Source organism: Mycobacterium sp. GA-1841 (assembly GCF_001954135.1).
Lineage (GTDB): Bacteria > Actinomycetota > Actinomycetes > Mycobacteriales > Mycobacteriaceae > Mycobacterium.
The window spans coordinates 116,290-139,163 of record NZ_MBEQ01000056.1 but is presented as its reverse complement, the minus strand read 5'-3'; the positions used below and the strand labels follow the sequence as shown (position 1 = coordinate 139,163).

General features: G+C 67.4%; 21 protein-coding genes. 7 read left to right on the top strand and 14 right to left on the bottom strand.

Features of this window, described 5'->3' with window-relative positions; genetic code table 11:
- Window positions 1-32 precede the first annotated feature (32 nt).
- Together A5740_RS13190 and ngg are read left to right on the top strand one after the other, a co-directional pair.
- Entirely contained in the window at window positions 33-1,838 is a 1,806-nt protein-coding gene (locus A5740_RS13190) for an N-acetylglutaminylglutamine amidotransferase (protein ID WP_076194655.1), read from the top strand.
- Window positions 1,835-3,622, top strand: a complete 1,788-nt coding sequence (ngg, locus tag A5740_RS13185) for an N-acetylglutaminylglutamine synthetase (RefSeq protein WP_076194654.1) — start codon at window positions 1,835-1,837, stop codon at window positions 3,620-3,622. The genes A5740_RS13190 and ngg overlap by 4 nt, the downstream gene beginning before the upstream one ends.
- A 113-nt stretch (window positions 3,623-3,735) precedes the next feature.
- On the opposite strand, the gene A5740_RS13180 is transcribed toward ngg, so the two are convergent.
- The 4 genes from A5740_RS13180 to map all read right to left on the bottom strand — a co-directional run bounded on the left by A5740_RS13180 (window position 3,736) and on the right by map (window position 7,492).
- Window positions 3,736-4,299 carry an alpha/beta fold hydrolase gene (locus A5740_RS13180; RefSeq protein WP_076194652.1) on the bottom strand — a complete coding sequence of 188 codons (564 nt, stop codon included), beginning with the start codon at window positions 4,297-4,299 and terminating at the stop codon, window positions 3,736-3,738.
- A 63-nt stretch (window positions 4,300-4,362) separates the two neighbouring features.
- The gene (locus A5740_RS13175) at window positions 4,363-5,046 is read right to left on the bottom strand and encodes a hypothetical protein (protein WP_076194651.1); all 684 of its coding nucleotides are present in this window, start codon (window positions 5,044-5,046) and stop codon (window positions 4,363-4,365) included.
- A 9-nt stretch (window positions 5,047-5,055) separates the two neighbouring features.
- Entirely contained in the window at window positions 5,056-6,555 is a 1,500-nt protein-coding gene (locus A5740_RS13170; RefSeq protein WP_076194649.1) for a cobyric acid synthase, read from the bottom strand.
- Window positions 6,556-6,634: 79 nt separating this feature from the next.
- Complete coding sequence (gene map / locus A5740_RS13165; protein ID WP_076194648.1) at window positions 6,635-7,492, bottom strand: type I methionyl aminopeptidase; 858 nt, start codon at window positions 7,490-7,492, stop codon at window positions 6,635-6,637.
- Window positions 7,493-7,577: 85 nt separating this feature from the next.
- Here map and A5740_RS13160 point away from each other — a divergent pair, with 85 nt between their 5' ends.
- Window positions 7,578-7,967: a PaaI family thioesterase gene (locus A5740_RS13160; RefSeq protein WP_076194715.1), complete on the top strand. Its 390-nt coding sequence runs from the start codon at window positions 7,578-7,580 to the stop codon at window positions 7,965-7,967.
- A gap of 3 nt (window positions 7,968-7,970) precedes the next feature.
- Here the strand turns inward: A5740_RS13160 and A5740_RS13155 are convergent, their stop codons facing one another.
- The 6 genes from A5740_RS13155 to dxr all read right to left on the bottom strand — a co-directional run bounded on the left by A5740_RS13155 (window position 7,971) and on the right by dxr (window position 15,075).
- Entirely contained in the window at window positions 7,971-8,567 is a 597-nt protein-coding gene (locus A5740_RS13155; RefSeq protein ID WP_076194646.1) for a DUF1707 domain-containing protein, read from the bottom strand.
- Window positions 8,568-8,589: 22 nt separating this feature from the next.
- A complete protein-coding gene (locus A5740_RS13150) occupies window positions 8,590-10,413 on the bottom strand; it encodes a penicillin-binding transpeptidase domain-containing protein (RefSeq protein WP_076194644.1) in 1,824 nt (607 codons plus the stop codon).
- A 187-nt stretch (window positions 10,414-10,600) separates the two neighbouring features.
- Window positions 10,601-11,455, bottom strand: coding sequence for a GNAT family N-acetyltransferase (locus A5740_RS13145; protein ID WP_076194642.1), 855 nt, complete (start codon window positions 11,453-11,455; stop codon window positions 10,601-10,603).
- A gap of 55 nt (window positions 11,456-11,510) precedes the next feature.
- On the bottom strand, window positions 11,511-12,644 hold the full coding sequence (gene ispG, locus A5740_RS13140; protein WP_076194640.1) for a flavodoxin-dependent (E)-4-hydroxy-3-methylbut-2-enyl-diphosphate synthase: 1,134 nt from the start codon (window positions 12,642-12,644) through the stop codon (window positions 11,511-11,513).
- Window positions 12,645-12,673: 29 nt separating this feature from the next.
- Complete coding sequence (locus A5740_RS13135; RefSeq protein WP_076194639.1) at window positions 12,674-13,894, bottom strand: RIP metalloprotease; 1,221 nt, start codon at window positions 13,892-13,894, stop codon at window positions 12,674-12,676.
- The gene (dxr, locus tag A5740_RS13130) at window positions 13,891-15,075 is read right to left on the bottom strand and encodes a 1-deoxy-D-xylulose-5-phosphate reductoisomerase (protein WP_076194637.1); all 1,185 of its coding nucleotides are present in this window, start codon (window positions 15,073-15,075) and stop codon (window positions 13,891-13,893) included. The genes A5740_RS13135 and dxr overlap by 4 nt, the downstream gene beginning before the upstream one ends.
- Window positions 15,076-15,380: 305 nt before the next feature.
- On the opposite strand from dxr, the gene A5740_RS13125 reads away from it, so the two are divergent.
- Window positions 15,381-16,295, top strand: a complete 915-nt coding sequence (locus tag A5740_RS13125) for a hypothetical protein (protein WP_175616238.1) — start codon at window positions 15,381-15,383, stop codon at window positions 16,293-16,295.
- A 4-nt stretch (window positions 16,296-16,299) separates the two neighbouring features.
- On the opposite strand, the gene A5740_RS13120 is transcribed toward A5740_RS13125, so the two are convergent.
- The gene (locus A5740_RS13120; protein ID WP_175616233.1) at window positions 16,300-17,790 is read right to left on the bottom strand and encodes a hypothetical protein; all 1,491 of its coding nucleotides are present in this window, start codon (window positions 17,788-17,790) and stop codon (window positions 16,300-16,302) included.
- Between the two features lie 58 nt (window positions 17,791-17,848).
- Window positions 17,849-18,718 carry a TIGR03619 family F420-dependent LLM class oxidoreductase gene (locus A5740_RS13115; RefSeq protein WP_076194633.1) on the bottom strand — a complete coding sequence of 290 codons (870 nt, stop codon included), beginning with the start codon at window positions 18,716-18,718 and terminating at the stop codon, window positions 17,849-17,851.
- A gap of 61 nt (window positions 18,719-18,779) precedes the next feature.
- Between A5740_RS13115 and A5740_RS13110 the strand changes: the two genes are divergently transcribed.
- Together A5740_RS13110 and A5740_RS13105 are read left to right on the top strand one after the other, a co-directional pair.
- On the top strand, window positions 18,780-20,102 hold the full coding sequence (locus A5740_RS13110; RefSeq protein ID WP_076194631.1) for a deoxyribodipyrimidine photo-lyase: 1,323 nt from the start codon (window positions 18,780-18,782) through the stop codon (window positions 20,100-20,102).
- Window positions 20,103-20,189: 87 nt separating this feature from the next.
- Complete coding sequence (locus A5740_RS13105; RefSeq protein WP_076194629.1) at window positions 20,190-20,444, top strand: DUF2631 domain-containing protein; 255 nt, start codon at window positions 20,190-20,192, stop codon at window positions 20,442-20,444.
- Between the two features lie 20 nt (window positions 20,445-20,464).
- Here A5740_RS13105 and A5740_RS13100 read toward each other — a convergent pair whose 3' ends face one another.
- Window positions 20,465-21,337 carry an acyl-CoA thioesterase II gene (locus A5740_RS13100; RefSeq protein WP_076194628.1) on the bottom strand — a complete coding sequence of 291 codons (873 nt, stop codon included), beginning with the start codon at window positions 21,335-21,337 and terminating at the stop codon, window positions 20,465-20,467.
- On the bottom strand, window positions 21,331-21,954 hold the full coding sequence (locus A5740_RS13095; RefSeq protein WP_139335099.1) for a hypothetical protein: 624 nt from the start codon (window positions 21,952-21,954) through the stop codon (window positions 21,331-21,333). Before A5740_RS13095 ends, A5740_RS13100 begins: the two co-directional genes overlap by 7 nt.
- 208 nt (window positions 21,955-22,162) lie before the next feature.
- Here A5740_RS13095 and A5740_RS13090 point away from each other — a divergent pair, with 208 nt between their 5' ends.
- Window positions 22,163-22,870, top strand: a complete 708-nt coding sequence (locus A5740_RS13090; protein WP_076194626.1) for a DUF427 domain-containing protein — start codon at window positions 22,163-22,165, stop codon at window positions 22,868-22,870.
- The last annotated feature ends 4 nt before the right edge of the window (window positions 22,871-22,874 follow it).

Below are 22,874 nucleotides of genomic sequence, written 5' to 3'. Positions count from 1 at the left end.
CACAGCGGCCAGATGCTTGTAGGGTCGAACTGATGTGTGGAGCCGCCGGGGAAGTGCGTCTCGATGGCCGGACACCGGATATTTCCGCAGTGTCGGCCATGGCAGACGCGATGACGCCCAGGGGTCCGGATGCGGCCGGTGTGTGGTCGCAAGGCCGGGTCGCGCTGGGTCATCGTCGCCTGAAAATCATTGACCTGACCGAAGCCGGCGCCCAGCCGATGATCGATCCCGAACTGGGATTGACCGTTTGCTGGAACGGCTGCATCTACAACTACCAAGAGCTGCGTCGGGAACTGTCCGGGCATGGCTACCGCTTCTTCTCTCACAGCGACACCGAGGTGTTGATCAAGGCCTATCACCACTGGGGTGACCGGTTCGTCGAGCACCTGATGGGAATGTTTGCGTTCGCGATCGTCGAGCGCGACACCGGCCGGGTGCTGCTGGGTCGCGACCGGCTGGGCATCAAGCCGCTCTACATCACCGAGGATGCGCACCGGATCCGGTTCGCCTCGTCACTGCCGGCGCTGCTGGCCGGTGGCGGCGTCGACACCAGGATCGACCCGATCGCGCTGCACCACTACCTCACGTTCCACTCGGTGGTGCCCCCGCCGTTGACCATCCTGCAGGGCATCAAGAAGGTGCCGCCCGCCTCGGTGGTCGCGATCGAACCCGACGGCAGCCGGCACACCACCGTCTACTGGTCACCGGACTTCACCCGACGTGACGACCGGGCCGACTGGTCGGAAAAGGATTGGGAGGACGCCGTCCTGGAGTCGCTGCGGCGTGCGGTGGAGCGCCGCCTGGTGGCCGACGTGCCGGTCGGATGTCTGTTGTCCGGCGGCGTCGATTCCAGCCTGATCGTCGGTCTGCTCGCCGAGGCCGGACAGCACGGCCTGTCCACGTTCTCGATCGGTTTCGAGTCGGTCGGCGGGGTGGCCGGTGACGAGTTCAAGTACTCCGACATCATCGCCGAGCACTTCGCGACCGACCACCACCAGATCCGGATCGGCACCGAGCGCATGCTGCCCGCCCTCGACGGGGCGATCGGCGCGATGAGCGAGCCGATGGTCAGCCATGATTGCGTGGCGTTCTACCTGCTCAGCCAGGAAGTGGCCAAGCATGTCAAGGTGGTGCAGTCCGGCCAGGGCGCCGATGAGGTGTTCGCCGGGTACCACTGGTATCCACCCATGGCCGAGCCGGCCGCCGCCGACCTCGCCGGCGCGGTGGCCAGCTACCGGGGCGCGTTCTTCGATCGCGACAGCGCCGGGGTGGGCGCGTTGATCAGCGACGCGTACCGCGCCGAGAGTGATCCCAGCGGGGCCTTCGTCACCGACCATTTCGCCGCTGCCGGGGCACAGACCGGTGTGGATCGGGCGTTGCGACTGGACACCACGGTGATGCTGGTCGACGACCCGGTCAAACGAGTCGACAACATGACGATGGCCTGGGGTCTGGAAGGCCGGGTGCCGTTCCTGGACCACGAACTCGTCGAGTTGGCCGCCACCTGTCCGCCGGCGCTCAAGACCGCACACGGAGGCAAGGGCGTGCTCAAACAGGCTGCGCGCCGGGTGATCCCGGCCGCGGTGATCGATCGCCCCAAGGGATACTTCCCGGTCCCGGCACTGACCCACCTCGAAGGTCCGTACCTCGACCTGGTCCGCAATGCGCTGTACGCGCCGGAAGCCAAGGAGCGCGGCTTGTTTCGACCCGAGGCTGTCGACCGGCTGTTGGCAGACCCGAACGGCAGGCTGACTCCCCTCCGGGGCAACGAGTTGTGGCAGATCGCGCTACTTGAGCTGTGGCTGCAACGCCACGGCGTCACGGGGGCCGCGGCGTGACCGCCACCGAGCCCGACGCCTCGGCTTCCCCCCTGGGGGCCGATCACACCGAGGCGATCACGCTCGGCCTGCACGATGCCTCACCGCAGCACCTCGTCGATGCCATGGCCGACGATGTCGTCCTCGAATTAGGTTGGGGCCGCCTGATTTTCGGCCAAACCTTCGCCGACCCCGAACAGCTCGCCGAGGTGCTGCAGCGAGAGGGGCCCGGCCGGCGGGACATCTGCATCTACGCCCGCGAATCGCATGTTCTGGTCGCCCGCTCCCCCGCCGAGTTGTTCATCGATCCCAGCCACACCTACCGGCTGCGGTTCACCGATGAGCTCGCCGGGCCCAAGCCGGTCGGATTCAGCGTGCGCACGCTGCACACCCCGGCCGACGCTGACGACATGAACCGCGTGTACGTCCGCTGCGGGATGGTGCCGGCACCGGTGGACGTCATCTGGCACAACCACACCTTGACTCCCGCGGTGGTCTACCTGGTGGCGGTGCGCGACGACGACGGCTCGGTGGTCGGCACGGTCACCGGTGTCGACCACAAACGGTTGTTCGCCGACCCGGAGGACGGGGCGAGCCTGTGGAGCCTGGCGGTGGACCCGGCCGCCGGGTTGCCCGGTGTCGGCGACGCCCTGACCCGCACACTGGCCGGGATCTTCCGGGAGCGTGGTCGGGCCTATCTGGATCTCTCGGTGGCCCATGACAATTCGGCCGCGATCGCGCTGTACGAGAAGCTGGGTTTCCACCGGGTGCCGGTGCTGGCCGTCAAGCGGAAGAACGCGATCAACGAGCCGCTGTTCACCCACCCGCCGGAAACCGTCGACGATCTGAACCCCTACGCGCGGATCATCGCCGACGAGGCGATGCGTCGCGGTATCCGGGTCGAGGTGCTCGATGCCGGCGCCGGTGAGATGCGGTTGTCACACGGCGGCCGCAGCGTCATCACCCGGGAATCCCTCTCGGAGTTCACCTCCGCGGTGGCCATGGCCCGCTGCGACGACAAACGCCAGACCCGGCGCATCGTGTCCGACGCCGGGATCACCGTGCCCAAAGGCCGCTTGGTCACCTTCGACGGCGAGGACCACGAGTTCCTGTCCGAGGTCGGCGACGTGGTGGTCAAACCGACCCGCGGCGAACAGGGCAAGGGCATCACCGTCGGCGTGGACGGCAGTGAAGAACTGGATGCGGCACTGCACCGGGCCCGCGAGCAGTATCCCGAGGTGCTCATCGAGCAGCGCGCGGCCGGTGACGACCTTCGGCTGGTGGTCATCGACGGCAAGGTGGTGGCCGCCGCGATCCGCAAACCCGCCGAGGTGGTCGGCACCGGGAAGCACACGGTGGGTGAGCTCATCGAGACGCAGTCGCGGCGCCGGTCGGCCGCCACCGGTGGGGAGTCACGCATCCCGATCGACGACGTCACCAAGGGAACCGTTGCCGAGGCCGGCTGGTCGTTCGACGACGTCCTGCCCGAGGGGGTCCGGCTGCGGGTGCGGCGGACGGCAAATCTGCATCAGGGCGGGACGATTCACGACGTCACCGCACAAGTGAATCCCGAGCTGTGCCGGGTCGGGGTCGCTGCTGCCGAGGCGATCGGCATACCGGTGACGGGCATCGACCTGCTGGTGCCCGACGTCACGGGCCGGGAGTACGTCTTCATCGAGGCCAACGAACGCCCCGGCCTGGCCAATCACGAGCCGCAACCGACAGCGGCGGCGTTCGTGGATTTCTTGTTCCCGCAGCAGCCGGGTTTGCCGCAAGCCTGGAAGCCTTCGGAGGCGGCTGACTGAGCGCTTGCGCGAAGGCAGGCCGCCGACCCGACAACACCGAGGCGGCTGACTGAGCGCTTGCGCGAAGGCAGGCCGCCGACCCGACAACACCGAGGCGGCTGACTGAGCGTCCGTCACCAACTACTGGTGCGCAGCACGATCTCGGCCGCAAGTTGGGCCGTCGAGTCGCTGGCGCTGCGTCGGCCCGGCATCTCCACGAGTCGGAAGTCGCCGTAGACGTATCGCTGGCTGGCCTTGGCCACGGCGCGGGCGGCCGGGGTGCTGACCAGCACGGTGGTGTTCATCTCGACAGGCGGACATTCGTCGTCGCGGATCGTCCCGGTGGCATCGGCGACGCGGGGGTGCCCCCGGTCCACCACGACCAGGCCGATGAACTTGTCCAGCCGGGTGGCGGCGAGCTCCCAGGCCAGCTCGCCACCGAGGCGGTCTCCGACCAGCAGAGCCCATTTGATGTCGAGTGAATCGAGAATGCCGACCACGGACTTGGCGGTGAGCCGTGGATCTGGACCGATGATCACCGTGCGCAGTGACGCGGTGTGGAGGCGCTGGCAGATCGGCTCGTATGCGGTCGGGCCGTGGTGGCCGGCGCTCAGCACCACCACGGTGGAACCCTTGTCGGGTCCCGAGACGTCGACGGGCGTGCTGAACCCGTCGATCGTCATGACGGTGGTAAGCATTCGGACAAACTACCGTCCGGATTCGACGTACGGGCCGAAATCCACATTGTCCTGACGTCGACGTCAGCGCTGCGCCAGGCGCTGCGCCTGGTTGTCGAAAATCTCCAGAAACGTTTGTGGCAATTCACCTTTGGTGGCGATCGACGGATCGGGCGTAGGAAACGCGATACCGAAAACCGCCCAGGTGCCCACATTTTCGAAGGCAAAGTAGATGCTCTGTTCGTCGCTGCCCAGCCGCATCGTCTGTTGGTAGACCAAGACCGAGGCCCGCGTCCCGTCCATCCGGGTGGTGGTCATCGGGATGCCCGCGTCGGTGGGGTCGAAGTAGGTGGAGAACCGGGCGCACCGCGCGGCGGTGGCTTCGAGCCGCTCCATCGGCAGCGGCGAGGTCAGCACGGTCAGCACCATGCGCGCCCCGTCATAGGCCGCGATGATCTGCGCGGCGCTGCCCGGCCCCCGCTCGGCGGACTCGGCGATCACCCGGGTCAACCCGTCACTGCACCCTGCCGGTTCGGACAGCATCGCGGGCGGTCCGCTGGGTTCTCCCGGTCCACCGGGCCCGCCGTCGCCGGCCACCCGGTCGAATTGCACGCCGGACGGGAGGTCCGCGGCACTCAGCAGCACCCTTTCCAGGCTGGCGCCGGGCCAGGTGGGGCTGCCGGCGACGACGGACGCGCAGCCGGACACCACCAGCAACGTGGCGATCGGCCCGACCAACGCTGCCACCCCTCGATGGCACCGATTCATCTGCCCAGGCTATCGGGCTGGGCCGGTTAGTGCAGTGTTCATGGTGGGCCGTGGTGGCGGGCCGCTCCGCAACAGGCCCATCACGGCCTCCAGATCCAGGTGGGCAGCCAGCAGATCGGCCATCAGATCCAGTTGTGCGTCGCGGCGGCCGCGCACGTCGGTGTCGTCGGCGACGACGAATCCGCTGCGTCCGGCGGCGGCGGCGATCTCGTCCAGCCAGGTTCGGCGCAGCTCGTCGTTGTCGAGCAGGCCGTGCCAGTGCGTGCCGTAGATCGCGCCGTGACGCAGGCCGACGCCGAGCCAGTCTGCCTCCGCCGCACGGGTCACCTGGCCATGGTGAATCTCATAGCCCCACAAGGGTTTTTCCCAATGCCGCAGGGTTTTCTGTGGGGCGAACTCGATGTCGGCGTCGAGCAGGCCCAACCCCTCGACGGGTTGCGCTCCGCGGCTTTCGACCGTGTCGTCGATTCGCCGGCACAGCATCTGGAATCCACCGCACACACCGAGCACCGGTCGTCCCTGAGCAGCGTGGGCACAGATCGCGTCGGCCAGGCCGCGACGGCGCAGCCAGTCCAGATCGTGCACGGTGGCCTTGCTGCCGGGTATCACCACTGCGTCGAAACCCGTCAGATCGGCGGCATCGGCGACCCAGCGCACGACCACACCGGGCTCGCAGGCCAGCGCCTCGATGTCGGTGGAGTTGGAGATCCGTGGCAGCCGGATGGCGGCGACGGTGAGAGTTTGCGTGCCGCGCGGCGGTTGCGGGACGCCGACGAGTCCACCCGGCCGCACTGACACGGAATCTTCGGTGTCGAGCCAGATTCCGTCGTCGAAGGGGATGACCCCGTAGGTGGGTCGGCCGGTGAGTTCCTGCAGCTGGAGCAGCCCGGGTGCGAGCAGTGCGGGGTCGCCGCGGAACTTGTTGACGATGAATCCGGCGATGAGCGCCTGATCGGCGGGTTCCAACACCGCCACGGTGCCGTGCAGGTGGGCCAGCAGCCCACCCCGGTCGATGTCGCCGACCACGACGACGGGTAGGTGCGCCGCCCGGGCCAACCCCATGTTGGCCAGGTCGGTGGCGCGGAGGTTGATCTCGGCCGGCGAACCGGCCCCCTCGCAGATGACGACGTCGAATTCTGATCTCAGTGAAGCCAATTCGTCGGCCACCACCGCGGCGAGCCGGTCGCGGTGGGTGAAGTAGTCGCCGGCGGCCACCGTCCCGGCCACCTGTCCGCGGATCACCAGCTGAGAGGTGCGGTCCCCGCCCGGCTTGAGCAGGATCGGGTTGAACCTGGTGTGAGGCGCCAGGCCGGCCGCGCGGGCCTGCATGGCCTGAGCCCGGCCGATCTCGCCGCCGTCGACGGTGACCGCCGAGTTGTTCGACATGTTCTGCGCCTTGAAGGGCGCGACGGACAGGCCCTTGCGGGCCAACAACCGGCCCAGCCCGGCGACAACCATCGATTTACCGGCATCGGAGGTGGTGCCGGCGACCAGGAGCGCCCCGCTCATTTTCCTCGCGCGAGCAGACATAAAACTGCCCTTTTCACAGCGAAAATGGGCAGTTTTATGTCTGCTCGCGGGAGAACGGTCACGGCAGGGTGAGGATCTCGGCGCCGTCCTCGGTGACCACCAGGGTGTGCTCGAACTGCGCGGTCCATTTGCGGTCCTTGGTCACCACGGTCCAGTCGTCGTCCCAGATCTCGTAGTCGAGCGTGCCGAGGTTGATCATCGGTTCGATGGTAAAGGTCATGCCCGGCTCCAGAACGGTCTCCACGGCGGGCTGGTCGTAGTGCAGAACCACCAGTCCGTTGTGGAACGTGGTGCCGATGCCGTGCCCGGTGAAATCACGAACCACGTTGTAGCCGAAGCGGTTTGCGTAGGCCTCGATGACCCGGCCGACGATCGACAGCGCGCGGCCGGGTTTGACGGCCTTGATGGCGCGCATCGTCGCCTCGTGCGTGCGTTCGACGAGCAGGCGGTGTTCCTCGGAGACGTCTCCGGCCAGAAACGTGGCGTTGGTGTCGCCGTGGACCCCGTCGATATAGGCGGTGACGTCGATGTTGACGATGTCGCCGTCCTCGATCACCGTCGAATCCGGAATGCCGTGGCAGATCACCTCGTTCAGTGAGGTGCAGCAGGATTTCGGAAAGCTCTTGTAGCCCAGCGTCGACGGATAGGCACCATGGTCGACCATGTAGTCGTGGGCGATGCGGTCGAGTTCGTCGGTGGTGACACCGGGCGCCACCGCCTTGCCGGCCTCGGCCAGCGCAGCGGCGGCGATCTGACCGGCGACACGCATCTTCTCGATCACCTCGGGCGTCTGCACCCAGGGTTCGCTGCCCTCCTGCACGGTGGACTTCCACGCGTATTCCGGCCGGGGAATCGACTTCGGAACCGGCAGGGTCGGCGAGAGCACGCCGGGGCGCAGGGCGGTACGAACAGGCATGACAGCAAGGATAGCCAGGAGAACGGCAATCTCTCACAGCGAGAATGATGCTAACTTTTCAGCCATGCTCAGTGAGTCGACCCCGATGCGGACCACGCCCGGTCATCTACTCGGCCAGATGGGGTTCCGCGATGTCCTGGAGAACGACGAGACGCTCATCGTCGAGATGGACAACCGGCCTGACCTGACCAATATCCGCGGAGCCTTGCAGGGCGGATTGGTGGCGACCCTGATCGACATCGCGGCCGGCCGATTGGCGGGCCGCAACGTCGGGCCCGGACAGGACGTGACCACCGCCGACATGAACATTCATTACCTGGCGCCGATCGTCGAAGGGCCGGCGCGGGCGGTGGCCACCCTGGTGCGCGCGGGACGACGCTTGATCGTCACCTCGGTCGATGTCACCGATGTGGGCCGGGAGCACCGGCTGGCCGCGCGGGCCACGCTGAGCTTCGCCGTGCTCGACCCGCGATAGACCTCAGGCCCGGTCAGACCGTGGAAACCGGCCGAACCAGGCTTTACGCGGTCCACGGATGTCCACCGAACCGCACACCACCCGGCCGGTCAGGATGACGTGCGGGGTGCCCTCGCCGGGGGCGTCACGGCGGTGATCGTCGGCGCTGCCCACGATCACCTCGACGTCGTCGATCGATGCACTGGCCCCCTCGGGCAGTCGCAGCTCCAGCGACCCGAACTTCAGGTCCAGCTCGATGACCACCATCGGCCCGGCGAACCGGGCCCGGGTCAGATCCAGATCGACCGAACCCATCCGGCGCACCAGCGCCAGCCGGGTCGGGACTGTCCATTCCCCCTGGCGTTTCAACGAGCCGAGCACGCCCCGCAACTCGACCCGGTCGGTGGCCGTCGTGACAATCGCTCCGGGCCCGGGCAGGTCCCCCACCAACTCGTCGAGGTCGGAATGCAGGCGAGCCTGCGACACCCTCGCCGAACGCTCTTCGAACTCGGCGATGTCGATCAGCCCCAGCGCCACGGCGCTGTGCAACCGCCGCAACGTGCCGTTGCGGTCGGCGTCGGAGACGCGCAGATCCACCGATCGTTCATTGGTGCCAGTCATGACGTACCCACGGTACCGCCGTTCAGGCGAGGTAATCGTGGGGCAGGCCGTCGAGCATGGTCTTGCACATCCGTACCGCGTACTCGGAACTACCGCCGCCGACGATCAGCGCGGCGAACGCCATGTCCCCGCGGTATCCGGCGAACCAGGAGTGTGAGCCGCCCATGAACTCGGCCTCACCGGTCTTGCCGCGCACGTCGCCGAGTCCGCCGAGATCCTTGGCGGTGCCGTTGGTGACCACCAACCGCATCATCGGCCGCAGTCCGTCGACCATCTTCGGGCTGATCGGGGCCCCTGCCCCGTCGACCATGGTCTGGCGTCCCTCGATGAGCTGGGGCACCGGCGTGTGGCCGGCGGCCACGGTCGCCGAGGCCAGTGCCATGCCGAACGGGCTCACCAACACCTTGCCCTGACCGAACCCGTCCTCGGTGCGCTCGGCCAGGTCCACGGTCGGTGGCACCGAGCCGGTCAGCGTGGTGATGCCTGCGACGTCGTAGTCGGTGCCGATGCCGTACCGCGCGGCGGCCTGGGTCAGTCCGCGCGGCGGCATCCGGCTGGCGAGTTCACCGAAGGTGGTGTTGCACGAGTTGGCGAATGCGCGGGACATCGGGACCGTGCCCAGGTCGAAGGCGTCGTAGTTGGTGACGGTCCGATGGCCGATGTCGAGTGTGCCCGGGCAGCCCAAAAGCGTGTTGGGCGTTGCCATCCCGCGTTCGATGGCGGCGCCGGCAGTGATCATCTTGAACGTGGACCCCGGCGGGAACTGGCCCATGGTGGCCAGCGGTCCGACGGCGTCGGCGGCCGCGTTCTGCGCCACCGCGAGGATCTCACCGGTGGACGGTTTGATCGCCACGATCATCGCCTGTTTGCCGGTGGTGTTGACGGCGTTCTGCGCGGCGTCCTGTACGGCGCGGTCCAGGCTGATGGTGATCGACGGTGCAGGATCGCCCGGCACCTCGTTGAGCACGTCGACGTCGACACCGTTCTGGTTGACGGTGACCACCCGCCAGCCCGGCTGTCCATCGAGTTGATCAGCCACCGATCTCTTGACCTCGTTGACGATGGCCGGCGCGAAATCCGGGTCGGTGGGCAACATTTCGGGTTGCGGGGTGATGACGACACCGTAGAGCTTGCCGATGGCGGCAGCGATCCGGTCGTTGTCCGCCTCTTTCAGCGTGATCAGGCTCATGGGCTGAGCCGACGCGCTGGCTTGTTCAGCGAGTAACTGCGGATTGCCCAGTGCCGGATCGAAGGGCCGTAGCGCGTCGGCCACCGCGCGGGCGGTTGGCATCAGTGCGGCGCCGGCCGCTCTGGCGTCCAGGCCGTAGTGGTACACGTAGCCGGGGACCAGCACGTCGGTGCCGCCACGCTCGTTGACCCGGGCCCGCCGGGGAGCGTCGGCGCGCAGAGCGAACGTCTGGTGCTCCCCCAGCCTCGGGTGCAGCCCGGTGGCACTCCAGCGCACCTCCCACTGCCCCTCGTCACGGACCATGTTGAGCTGGCCGTCGTAGGTCCAGGTGCGGTCCTTGGGCAGGTGCCAGGTGTAGCGGTAGGTGATGCTGCCGGTGTCCCCGGCGTACTTGGAGCCCAGGATCTGTGCGTCGAGCCGGGTGGCCTGCAGGCCGTTCCACGCCTCGTCGAGAGCGGTTTTGGCATCCTCGGGCCGGTCGGACAATGCCGCGGCGGCCTCGGTGTCACCAGTGGCCAGTTCGGCGAAGAACCGTTCGGCAGCGGGTTCGGGCCCGTCGGGTCGGGGGGTGCAGGCGCTGAGCGCCGTCGCACCGATCACCGCGACGACCGTCAGCATCCCTGCGGCTCGTGTGACTGATGATGTTTGAGTTGCCATTGAGGCTGATGTTAGGAACGAGAACGCCGGTTTCGTCGGAGGCGCACCGAGACCGAACCGAGACGGTGTTGCGACCCTCGTTAAATCCTCCAGCCGGCCCCCGGGCCCGGGCGCGGGCGTTGACTTTGAACTGAGGCTGTAAAAGATCGAGTAGGCGTCTGCGTAGATTCAATGTCAACGTGGGGAGTCAGTCCAGCAACACCGTGGCGAAGGTGCCGATCTGTTCGAACCCGATGCGGTCGTAGGTCGCGCGGGCGATCGTGTTGTAGTCGTTGACGTACAGGCTTGCGATCCGGCCCGAGGCCACGACCGCAGCCGACAACGCTGCCGTGCCCGCGGTACCCAGTCCGTGGCCGCGCCACTCGGGGTGCACCCACACCCCCTGGATCTGACCGACCGCCGGCGACTGCGATCCGACCTCGGCCTTGAACACCACCTGGCCGCGCTCGAACCGGGCCCACGCCCGCCCGGCGGCGATCAGGCCGGCGATGCGGCGACGGTAACCACGGCCGCCGTCTCCCAACCTCGGGTCGACGCCGACCTCGCCGATGAACATGTCGACCGCGGCCACCAGGTACGCGTCGAGTTCCTCCATCCGCACCGGCCGGACCGCGGGATCGATCGCGCAGTTCGGAATCGAGTGCAGCGCCATCAGCGGCTGTTGCTCTCGGACGTCGCGCGCAGCGCCCCACACCGATTCCAGCCGACGCCACATGGGCATCACGAGTTCGGCCCGGCCCACCAACGACGAACATCGGCGTGCGGTGCTCATCGCCTTGTCCGCGAAAGCCTTGAGATCCTCGGTGTCACCGCGCAGCGGAATCAGGTTGGGCCCGGCGTAACACAGTGACTCGGTGACCCCGCGTCGCGTCCACAATTCCCCGCCGATCGCGCCGTGCTCGACTCCGAACTCGGCCACCCGCGCGGCGACCATGCACGAGCCCACCGGGTCCTCGTCGAACACCTGCAGACAGGGAGTGGCGTCTCGCACCACGGAAACTCGACGCTCGTCGACGAGGCGGAACAGTGGCGGAGCCGACATGGACAATTCTCTCTGCTCAAGCCGAGGCTGGGTGACCCCGCTCACAGGGTCGCTATCAGCTTACGGTCACCACCGGCGAACCGCTTGCATCATCTGAACCCGACTGTTCGGCCAACCGCATGGCCTCTTCGATCAGGGTTTCGACGATCTGTGCCTCCGGGACGGTCTTGATGACCTCACCCTTGACGAAGATCTGGCCCTTGCCGTTGCCGGAGGCCACCCCGAGGTCGGCCTCACGAGCCTCGCCCGGACCGTTCACCACGCAGCCCATCACCGCCACGCGCAGCGGAACGTCGAGCCCGTCCAGCCCCGCGCTGACGGCATTGGCCAGCGTGTAGACGTCGACCTGAGCCCGCCCACACGACGGACAGGACACGATCTCCAGGCCGCGCGGACGCAGGTTCAGCGATTCCAGGATCTGATTGCCGACCTTGACCTCTTCGGCCGGCGGCGCCGACAGCGACACCCGGATGGTGTCGCCGATGCCCTTGGACAGCAACGCACCGAAGGCCACCGCCGACTTGATGGTGCCCTGGAACGCCGGTCCGGCCTCGGTGACCCCGAGGTGCAGCGGATAGTCGCACTGGGCGGCCAGCTGCGTGTAGGCCTCGACCATGATCACCGGATCGTTGTGCTTGACACTGATCTTGATGTCGCCGAAGCCGTGCTCCTCGAACAAGGAGGCCTCCCACAGCGCCGACTCGACCAGCGCCTCGGGCGTGGCCTTGCCGTACTTCTTCATCAACCGTGGATCCAGCGAGCCGGCGTTGACCCCGATGCGGATCGGGATGCCCGCGTCGCCGGCGGCCTTGGCCACCTCCTTGACCCGGCCGTCGAACTCCTTGATGTTGCCGGGGTTCACGCGCACCGCCGCGCAACCGGCGTCGATCGCGGCGAAGATGTACTTGGGCTGGAAATGGATGTCGGCGATCACCGGGATCTGGCTGTGCCGGGCGATCTCGGCCAGTGCGTCGGCGTCCTCCTGCCGGGGGCAGGCCACCCGCACGATGTCGCAGCCCGACGCGGTCAGCTCGGCGATCTGCTGCAATGTCGCGTTGACGTCATGAGTCTTGGTGGTGCACATGGACTGCACGGCGATCGGATGCTCGCTGCCGATGCCGACATCGCCCACCATGAGTTGACGGGTCTTGCGCCGCGGCGCCAGGGTGGGCGCCGGAGCCGCCGGCATACCCAAACCGATGGAAGTCACGGGTTCTCCTATTGGAAGATGCTGAGTGGGTTGACCAGGTCTGCGGTGACGGTCAGCAGCATGTAGCTGACAACGACCAACAGGACCACGTATGTGGCCGGCATGAGTTTGAGGTAGTTGACCGGTGCGCCGGCCACCTTTCCGCGGGCGGCGCGGAACATGTTGCGGATCTTCTCGTATGTGGCCACCGCGATGTGGCCGCCGTCGAAGGGCAGCAGGGGCACGAGGTTGATCGCACCGAGCACGAAGTTCAGCTGCGCCAGGAAGAACCAGAACGCGACCCACAGTCCGGCCTCGACCGTCTCGCCGCCGATGATGCTGGCGCCGACCACGCTGATCGGGGTCTCCTTGTCACGTTCTCCCCCGCCGATCGCCTCGACCAGCGCACCGATCTTGGTGGGGATCTTGGCCAGGGACTTACCGAGCTCGACAGCCAGGTCGCCGGTGAACGAGACGGTCCCGGGGATCGCGGTGAGCGCGTTGTACTTGGTGGGCGGCTGGGCCGCGACCGCACTGACGCCGATCGCGCCGACGGTGGCCGGCTCCGCGGCGTCGGCACTGGTGAACCGCTGCGTCTGAGTGACGTCGACGACGGTGTTGATGGTCTGGCCGTCGCGCTTGAGTTCGATGTTCGTCGGGCCGTCGAGTTTGCGGATCGCCGCCGCCATCGAGGCGAAGTCGGACACCTCGGTGTCGCCCACCTTGACGATTTCGTCACCGGCCTGGATCCCGGCCTGTGCCGCGGGGCCCGCACCCTGGCACTCACCCATCTTCTCCAGGCTCAATTGCGGCGCCACACAACCTGTTTCGCCGACGATGGCAGTGGTGGGCTGGGTGATGTTGGGCAGGCCCCAGGTGATCGCGATGCCGTAGAGCAGCACCAGGCCGATGACGAAGTTCATCGCGGGTCCGGCGAACAGCACCGCCACGCGCTTCCAGACCTTCTGCTTGTACATGGCGTAGGGCCGGTCCTCGGGCGCGATCTCGTCGACGGAGGTCATACCGGCGATATCGCAGAACCCGCCCAACGGGACGGCCTTGATGCCGTACTCGGTCTCACCCAGCCGGTTGGGGCGCCGGGTCGACCACAACGTCGGACCGAAGCCCACGAAGTAGCGGCGCACCTTCATGCCGGTGGCGCGCGCCACCCACATGTGCCCGCATTCGTGCAACGCCACCGAGATCAGGATGGCGAGCGCGAACAGCGCGATACCGATTGCGAACATCATTTGCTGACGAGCCCTTTTCTGACGGATGTCTTCTCGAACCGCGTAACGATGGCGTGCCGTGCTTTTTCCCTGGCCCAGCGCTGCGCGTCGAGTACGTCTTCCACGGTAGCGGGTTCGGCGGCCCACTGGTCGGCAGCGTGTAACACCTCACCCACGGTGTCGACGATGGCCGGGAACGGGATGCGGCCCGAAAGGAACGCTTCTGCCGATTCCTCATTGGCCGCGTTGTACACCGCGGTCAGACAACCGCCTCGGGTTCCGGCCGCGGCCGCCAGGCGCACCGCGGGGAACACCTCGTTGTCCAGCGGCAGGAACTCCCAGGTGGAGGCGGTGGTGAAGTCGCACGCCAGGGCCGCGCCGGGGACCCGGTCAGGCCACCCCAGCGCCAACGCGATCGGCAGCTTCATATCCGGCGGGCTGGCCTGGGCCAGCGTCGACCCGTCGGTGAAAGTCGCCATCGAGTGCACGATGGACTGCGGGTGCACCACCACCTCGATGCGGTCGTACTCGATGCCGAACAGCAGATGCGTCTCGATCAGCTCCAGGCCCTTGTTGACCAAGGTCGCCGAGTTCAGGGTGTTCATCGGACCCATCGACCAGGTCGGGTGCTTGCCGGCCTGCTCCGGGGTCACCGACTCCAGATCCGTGGCCGACCAGCCCAGGAACGGTCCGCCCGAGGCGGTCAACACGATCTTCGCGACCTCGTCGGGCGCCCCGCCGCGCAGGCACTGGGCCATCGCCGAGTGCTCGGAGTCCACCGGGACGATCTGTCCGGGAGCGGCCGCCTTGAGCACCAGCGGACCGCCGGCCACCAGCGACTCCTTGTTGGCCAGGGCCAGGCGGGCTCCGGTGGCCAGGGCGGCCAGCGTCGGCGTCAGCCCCAATGCCCCAACCAGCGCGTTGAGCACCACATCGGCCTCGGTGTTCTCGACCAGCCGGGTGACTGCCTCGGGGCCGGCATAGGTCACGTCGCCGACCTTGTCGGCGGCGGCCAGGTCGGCCACGGCGACATTGGTGACGCCGGTGGCGGCGCGCTGGGCGGCGAGCAGTTCGGGGTTGCCGCCGCCGGCGGCCAGGCCGACGACCTCGAACCGGTCGGGGTTGGCCGCGATGACCTCGAGCGCCTGGGTGCCGATGGATCCGGTACTGCCGAGTATCAGCACGCGCTTTTTGTCGCTCACCGTTACATTGTGCCGCGCACGCGCGTGGCGTACCCAATGCGCCACGGGGCTGCTTGCAGCGACGGTTGGGTGTGCCGCCCAACCGTATGCTGGGACGACTCCCACAACTCCACACCGAGGGACCAGATTCGCGAATGACTGCTGCCGAAAATGCACAAGTGGTTCCCGTAACTGCTCGGACCGAGTATCTGACCGGCCGGCATCGGATGTCCGCCGTCGCCGCCGGCGCGATGCTGGGGACCGGCTTGATCGCGCTGGTGGGCCTCAACTACACCGGAGTCTCCGGACTCGTCACCGCCGTCGTCGTGGCGGCGCTCGTCACCCTCGGACTGGGCGCAGTGGCCTACCGACGGATGTGTGCGCCTGAAGCGGTACTGGTGACCGTCGACGGCGACACCGTCTATCTCGGCGACGAAAACCACGAGATCGTCAGCTACCCGCTGTCATCGCTGGTGTCGGTAGAACGGGCCGGTCCGGCCGAGCACACGGCAACCGACGGTCGGCGCCTGACGATTCGTGGTCAGCACTACCTGACGCTGACCTTCGCGGGGGGCGACGGCCGTCACGACGAGTGGCGGGTCGCCGTCGTCGGATCAGATCCGGCGGTGAGCGAGATCGTGGACCGGATGGAAGCCGCCCTTCCCGCCACGCAGACGCCCGCACCGCCGCCGGTCTCGGGCGCGCGGATCGCCGACGCCGGCACCGACGAGGCGGCGAAGCGGTTGTGGGACGAAGCTGCCCGGCGACACGACGACATTCTCGGTGCCTACGGCACGTACGAACTCGACCCGGCGATGCTGTTGCGCTACCCCGCCGTCACCGATGTGACCGTCGAGGCCACTCAGAGCTTCCACGTCGCGCTCGATGAGGCGCAGGCTTTGCGCACCGATGCCTATCCGGGAAACCGGGGCCTGGCCGACGCCTACCAGCAAGCGGTGGTGACACTGCGCCGCGCCTGGATCGCGTGCGAATCGCACGGCAAGAAAGTGGGCACGTCCTATCTCGAACCGGCCGACCGGACCGAAATGGACACCGCACTGAAGCTTTACAACCACGCCGCCTCGAGCACCACACCGGCCGAGCAGGCCACCTACTACGGCCGGGTTCGCGAAATCGTCACGAAACTCGTCGATCGTGGCATTCTGCACCCACCGAAAGGCCAACTGGCACAACTGGAAGGCGTCACCCGCCGGGCGATCGAGGCGGCCCGCTCCAGCTGATCGCTCAGGTGGCGCCCGGTGCGAGGAACTCACCGGAGATCGAGTACGTGCCGGTCGCGGCGTCCACGCCCGCGAGTTCGATCCGGATCGCCAACCGGGCCGGATCGATCTCCCGGTCCGTCATCCAGATCTCGACGGCCTCACGTTCATAAGGTTCGAGTGCGCCACGCTGCATCGCCTGTGCGCGAACGGATTCGAAGACATCCCGGGAAATGTCATCGAAAGCGAAGGTCTGCCTGCCCGAGTGATACGACTCGTCGGTGACCTCCGGCAACTCCCCCGGCACGATGATGATCTGCCCGGACCGGTCCCCGGTCTGGAAGTCGAGCAGCACTCCGCCGCGGGTCTGCAGTTCACCGGCATGGGCGATCGGGGTGGCCCGGTGGGTGCCGCGGATCTCGAAGTTCGTCAGCACCCGGTCTGACGGCGCTATCCCGGCCAGCGCCAGCGCATCCCGAGCTTTCTGGAACGACACGGCGAAATCTGCCGGGTCGAAGATCTCACCGACGGTGCCGTCCGGAAGCGCATTGATCGTCTTGCCGCCGAACGTGCCGCTGAGGACCACCGGCGCGCCGGGCGCCGACCGTTTGATCTCCAGGGAATCCAGGTTCCGCCTGGCGGAATCGAGCTGGCGGCCCATCTTCTCGACGATCGCGGTGAGGTCGGTGGCGGTGACGTCCGACGCGGAGAAGGTGCTGTCCTTACGCAGCACCTGCGCCGACGGCGTGGTGAACGCATCCCCGCCGTTGTTGACGTAGACGATCGTGGTGTCGCCGTTGGTCGGGTCGAGCACCGTGCCGTAGTCGGACCCGCTGCCGGTGAACCGGAGGCTGAGCAGGTTGTTGGCCGCCGCAGGCCCGAACTGTTCGGTGATCGCCCGGATCATGCCGTCGCGGCGGGCATTGAGGTTCATGCTCTTCGACGTCGGGGCGGTGTCAGCTCGAGGCGCCTGCGGTGCGGGCCGGTCGAATGAGATATGCCAGGCGTCGCCGACGCCGAAGAGCACCGTGAGCGCCACCACGATGGTGACCGCCGGATAGATGACCACCCATTTGCCAGGTTGATCGTGAAACTCGGGTGGGCGGGCCGGCTCGCGGGGCGGCAGCCACTTGGGTGGCAACGCGGTGTTCGGACTGTCGGTCAGTGACCGGAAGTCACCGCGCGACATCGAGGTGATCCACCGCGCCTGATAGGCGGTGTCGTGCGGTGGGCTGATCGTCGCAGTCACCAACGTCGGCTGCAGATCATCCTCGGCGAGGCTACTGCGGGTCAGTGCGTCGACCCGCACCGGCACCATTTCACCGAGCGTCTGCTCGACGAACGGATCGAGTTCGGAGACGCGTGATGGCCAGGGCATCAGCGCTACTCCCCCGACGATCACTGGAAGCGACAGCAGCAGAGCGACCCACCAGGCGTTATAGGCGCCGAGTCCGATACCGAGGGCGATGAGCAGCCCGGCCGCACCGGACTGGCCGACCCGCACCGTCCGCTTCACCGTCGCTCCCCTGTTCTGTTTGCGTTTTCAAAATCATATTGATCCGGCGCAAGTTGCTCTACCGCATCTTCGCGATGACCGTCTCGGCGAACTGTTCGATGGGACCGCGGAAGCGGTCGGCTCCCGCGGCGCCGCTGGGCATCGCCAGCCACGGCGCGCACATCACCGCGGTGACGCCGAGATCCTCGGCCCGCTTGTACAGATCCGGCGACGGCGGATCCAGCAGGGCCAGGATGATCTCGAACGGCTCGTGCTCACGCCCGAACTCGCGGCGCAGCTCGGCCAGCCGGTCCGTGTAGCGGGTGGCCTGCTCCAAGGTGTAGGCGTAGCCGATCCAACCGTCGCAGGCGCGCGCCGCCCGCCGCAACGCCGCCTCGGATTCGCCGCCGCACAGGATCGGCACCGGTGCCGGCGGATGAGGTTCGATCGTCATCTCGGGAACCTGGTAGTAGCGCCCCTCGAACGACACCCAACCGCCGCGCCACAGCTCACGCAGCGCCGGGATCATCTCGTCGAGCCGCCGCCCGCGGGTGTCGAAGTCCTGGCCCATCAGCTCGAACTCTTCGCGCATCCACCCCACGCCGACTCCGAGGGCCACCCGGCCGTTCGAGATCACCGCCGCCGTGGCGACCAGCTTGGCGACCTCGAGCAGTGGACGTGCCGGCGCCACATACACGGCGTTGGAGAACCGTAGTCGCTGCGTGAGCGCGGCCATCGCGCCGATCAGGACCCAAGAGTCGGGCCAGGCGGTCTCCGGCGCCCACGGCGGCCTGCCGGTCGGCGAGTCCGGGTAGGGCGAAGACAGTTCGCGTGGATAGATCATGTGATCCGAACAGACCATGCCGTGGTAACCGGCCTCGTCGAGCAACGGTGCCACCACCAGCGCGTCGGCGGTGTCCATGAACGCCGTGCCACTCCAGAACTGCATCTACCAGCCCTTCTCTGTATGGGTACCGGGGCACCTGTTCGTACCGGGGCAACATGGACATATGCCCACACTGCTGTGGTTTCGGCGCGACCTGCGTTGCCACGACCATCCCGCTCTGCTGGAGGCGGCGCGCCACGATGGTCAGGTACTGGCGTGCTACGTGCTCGATCCGCGCCTGGAGGCTTCGGCCGGTCCGCGGCGACTGCAGTACCTGTACCGGGCGCTGGGCGCGTTGTCCGGGCATCTCGACGGAAAACTTCTGGTGACCCGTGGCCGGCCCGAGCGACGAATTCCCGATCTCGCCCGGGCGGTCGGGGCGGCTGCGGTGCATGTCACCGAGGACTTCACGCCGTTCGGACGACGCCGCGATGAGGCCGTACGGGCGGCTCTCGGCACCGTCGCGCTGCACGCCACCGGATCGCCGTATCTGGTGTCGCCGGGCCGCATCACCAAATCCGACGGCTCGCCGTATCGGGTCTTCACCCCGTTCTTTCGCGCCTGGCGCGGCCACGGTTGGCGTCGCCCGGCGGATTCCGGTCCCGACTCGGCCCGCTGGATCGATCCGGCCGGGCTGTTCGGTTGCGTTGAAATTCCTTCTGCCGGAGACGATCTGCCGTTCGGTGCGGGTGAGCAGGCGGCCCGGTCGCAGTGGTCGCAGTTCGTGGCGGACGGCCTGGCCGACTACCCCGCCGGCCGTAACCGTCCCGACCTCGACGCCACCAGCGGTATGTCGGCACACCTCAAATTCGGCACCATCCATCCTCGGACGATGGCTGTGCAGCTCGGCTCCGGTGATGACGCCTATCTCCGGGAGCTGGCGTTCCGTGATTTCTATGCCGCGGTGCTCTACCACTGGCCCGAGAGCGCATGGCAGAACTGGAACCGCGACTTCGATGCCATCGAAGTGGATGACGACGTCTCGGCGCGAGAGGTATTCGAGGCCTGGAAAACCGGCCGGACCGGTTTTCCCATCGTCGATGCCGGGATGCGCCAACTCGCCACGACCGGGTTCATGCACAACCGGCTGCGCATGATCGTGGCCTCGTTTCTGGTCAAAGACCTGCACCTGCCGTGGCAGTGGGGGGCGCGCTGGTTCCTCGATCAGCTGGTGGACGGAGATCTGGCCAGCAACCAGCATGGTTGGCAGTGGGCAGCGGGCTGTGGCACGGACGCCGCACCGTACTTCCGGGTGTTCAATCCGACTGTGCAGGGCGAGAAGTTCGATCCCGACGGGGAGTATGTCCGGCGCTGGATACCCGAACTGGCCACGACGGCCAATGTGCACAAGCTCGCTCGTGATCGTCCGGCCGACTATCCGGAGCCGATCGTCGATCACGCCGAGGAGCGCCTGGAGGCGTTGCGGAGGTACCGCAGTCTGAACTGAGCGCCAGGGGTCGGCATACGACACAGCGTCGTATGCCAGAATGGCGGCAAGCCAGCCTGAAGCCAGTTCGATCCTGAGGAGCAACCCGTGGCCAGCACCGAGGTGGAGCGACACAACGGCGTCGACGTCGAGGACGTGCCGTCCGCAGCATGGGGCTGGTCCCACCTGAACATCAGGGTGATCCACATCGGCGGCCTGCTGTCGGCAGCCTTCCTGCTGGTGATGCTGCGTGGAAACCACGTCGGGCATGTCGAGGACTGGTTCCTCATCTCGTTCGCAGTCCTCATCGTCGTGGCCGTCGGCCGCGACTGGTGGCTGCGCCGCCGCGGCTGGATTCGCTAGCCCCATCCCGTCCCTCGGCCCTACAACCGGGCCGAGCCGTCGATGGCCGTATCGGCTGGGCGCATCGGGCGGATCAACCCTTCCTGCGTGAATGAGGCCAACAGGTCACCGTCCTCGGTGTGCACCTGTCCGCGGACATACGACATGCCCTGGCCGGCCGCAGTGCTCTCGTGGCTGTAGAGCAACCAATCGTCCCACGTCACCCTGTCGTGGAAGGTGACCGTTGCAGACATCAGCGCCGTCGACAGCGTCGCATGCGCCTGGGCGGTACCCACCCCGTAATGCGGCCGCATCGTGGTCGAGATGCCGAGTTGCCCGGTGAAATGCGCCAACAGCGCCTTGGCGAGATCGTCGCGCTGCGGGATCGGGTCGTAGCGCAGCCAGGCATGGAGTTCGGGCGGCCCGACTTCGTCGGGGCTGTTGACGTCGACGATGTCGACGAGGCGCAACTCTTGGCCGTCCATGGCCGGAACGCCCGGATAGGCGTCGGCGGGGGTCTCGACATCGGGCCGTATCGCGTGGTGGTTGATCACCTCACCGCCGGGTACATCAGCCAACACCGTCACCGTGGCGCACCGCCGCGAATCCTGGCACACGGCGACCACGGCGGTGGCGGTCGAGCGGCCCTCGTGCACGACGTCGACCGACAGTTCGACGGTGGAGTCGATCACCACCGGCCTGGTGAAGACCGCGTGTGCCGAACGAATCACCTTGTCCGGGAACCGCTTTGCAGTGGCCACGATTGCCTGCCCCAGCGCTTGTGCCCCTTTGGCCACCTGCCTGCCGTCGGCGCCTGCGGGTCCGGTGATGCCGACGAATCGATCGGGCCCGGCCGGGTTCACGTCGAAGACGTCGAGCAGACCGGCGACCGACGCCTGCCCGGTCGTCAACACACCGGGACCAGATCGGAATCCAGTAGGCCCGCGGGGCGTCCGTACCGAAACATGGTCTCGACCGTGCCGATCGGCCGGGGGTATCCGAGCACCGCGGCGGCGTGCGCCTTGAACGCCAACGCGGCAGCGCTCGGCCGATAGTGCACCTGGTGCAGCTGCCCGGTGAGGCCATCAGGGGCCCGGCACCCGAAGATCACCGCGTCGGCGAGGTCGCGCACCAGGTCATCGGATTCGAGGCGGTCGACGCTGATCGCGGTCATCGCGACCGCCTCGTCGTCGCCCGCTGCCGATCGTGAGAGCGACTCGGGATCAATCGCTTTCACACCGAGGATGCCCAGCGCCCGCCGGCCGGCGGCATCTTCGGCATCCGCGCCGTCACCGGGCCCGGTCGCCACGCCGACCCGCCATCCTGCCATGGCCCGGTCGAACAACCATCCACCGATGCCGCTCACCATCGGGGCCAACTCTGCGGCCACCACGGTGAGCTCGTAGCGCACGGCCCGCTCCGGCCATACCCGCCGCCGCGTGATCGGCACGATGAGCGAACCGACGGGGGCTGGCTTGCCGGCCGCGGGCGCCTCGGACAACGGCACGGACATTTCTGGCTGTGGGGACATAAGGCATCCATTCCGGGTCCAGAGGCCTGATCGGCCGTTACGTCTCGAGGGTTGTTGCGGTGTCGTCCGCCTCACCTAACAGCGTGACATTCTCAAGATAATCTGTAAAGCTTCTATCTTGACGCGCCGATTACCGAACCGGAGGTGGTCAGGGCGTCCCCGCCCGCACGCCCGCGTCCAGCGGATCGACCAAAGTGGAGGTGCCGCAATGAGTCTCGTTGCCGGACGCGGGCCCTTGAGTGCCCAACCGGCCGGTTGGTTCACTCCCCCGCTGGCCGAGGCCTCCGTGTACATCGAGCCCCACCCACGCCGTATCCAAGCCTTCCGCGCCGAGACTGTCGAACTCGACACCGAGCACGCCCTGATGGTGCACCGGGCCGGCCATCCGCTCAGCTATGCGTTCCCCGGCGACGAGGTCGGCGATCTCCCGCACGAGCCGGTACCCGAGGCTCCGGGATACGTGTCGGTGCCCTGGAACGCCGTCGACGCCTGGTTCGAAGAAGGCCGGAAGCTCGTGCACTATCCGCCCAACCCGTATCACCGGATCGATTGCCGACCGACGCGGCGCAGCCTGCGGGTGACCGCCAACGACACGATCCTGGTCGACACCGACGACACGGTGATCGTCTTCGAGACCGCGTTGGAGCCCCGTCTCTACGTCGACCCGGCCCGCGTCCGCACCGACCTGCTGCAGCCCAGCCGGACCACGTCGTACTGCAACTACAAGGGCACGGCCAGCTACTGGTCGGCGGTGATCGGCGACTCCGTCATCGCCGACGTGGCATGGAGTTACCCCGACACCCCGCCGGAATCCTTGCCGATCCAGGGATTCTTCAGCTTCGATGCCGCACGGGTGGACGTGCTCGCCGAGCTTCCCGCCCCGGGGAACGCGGCGGCGTGCGGATGCGACCTGTGAACGG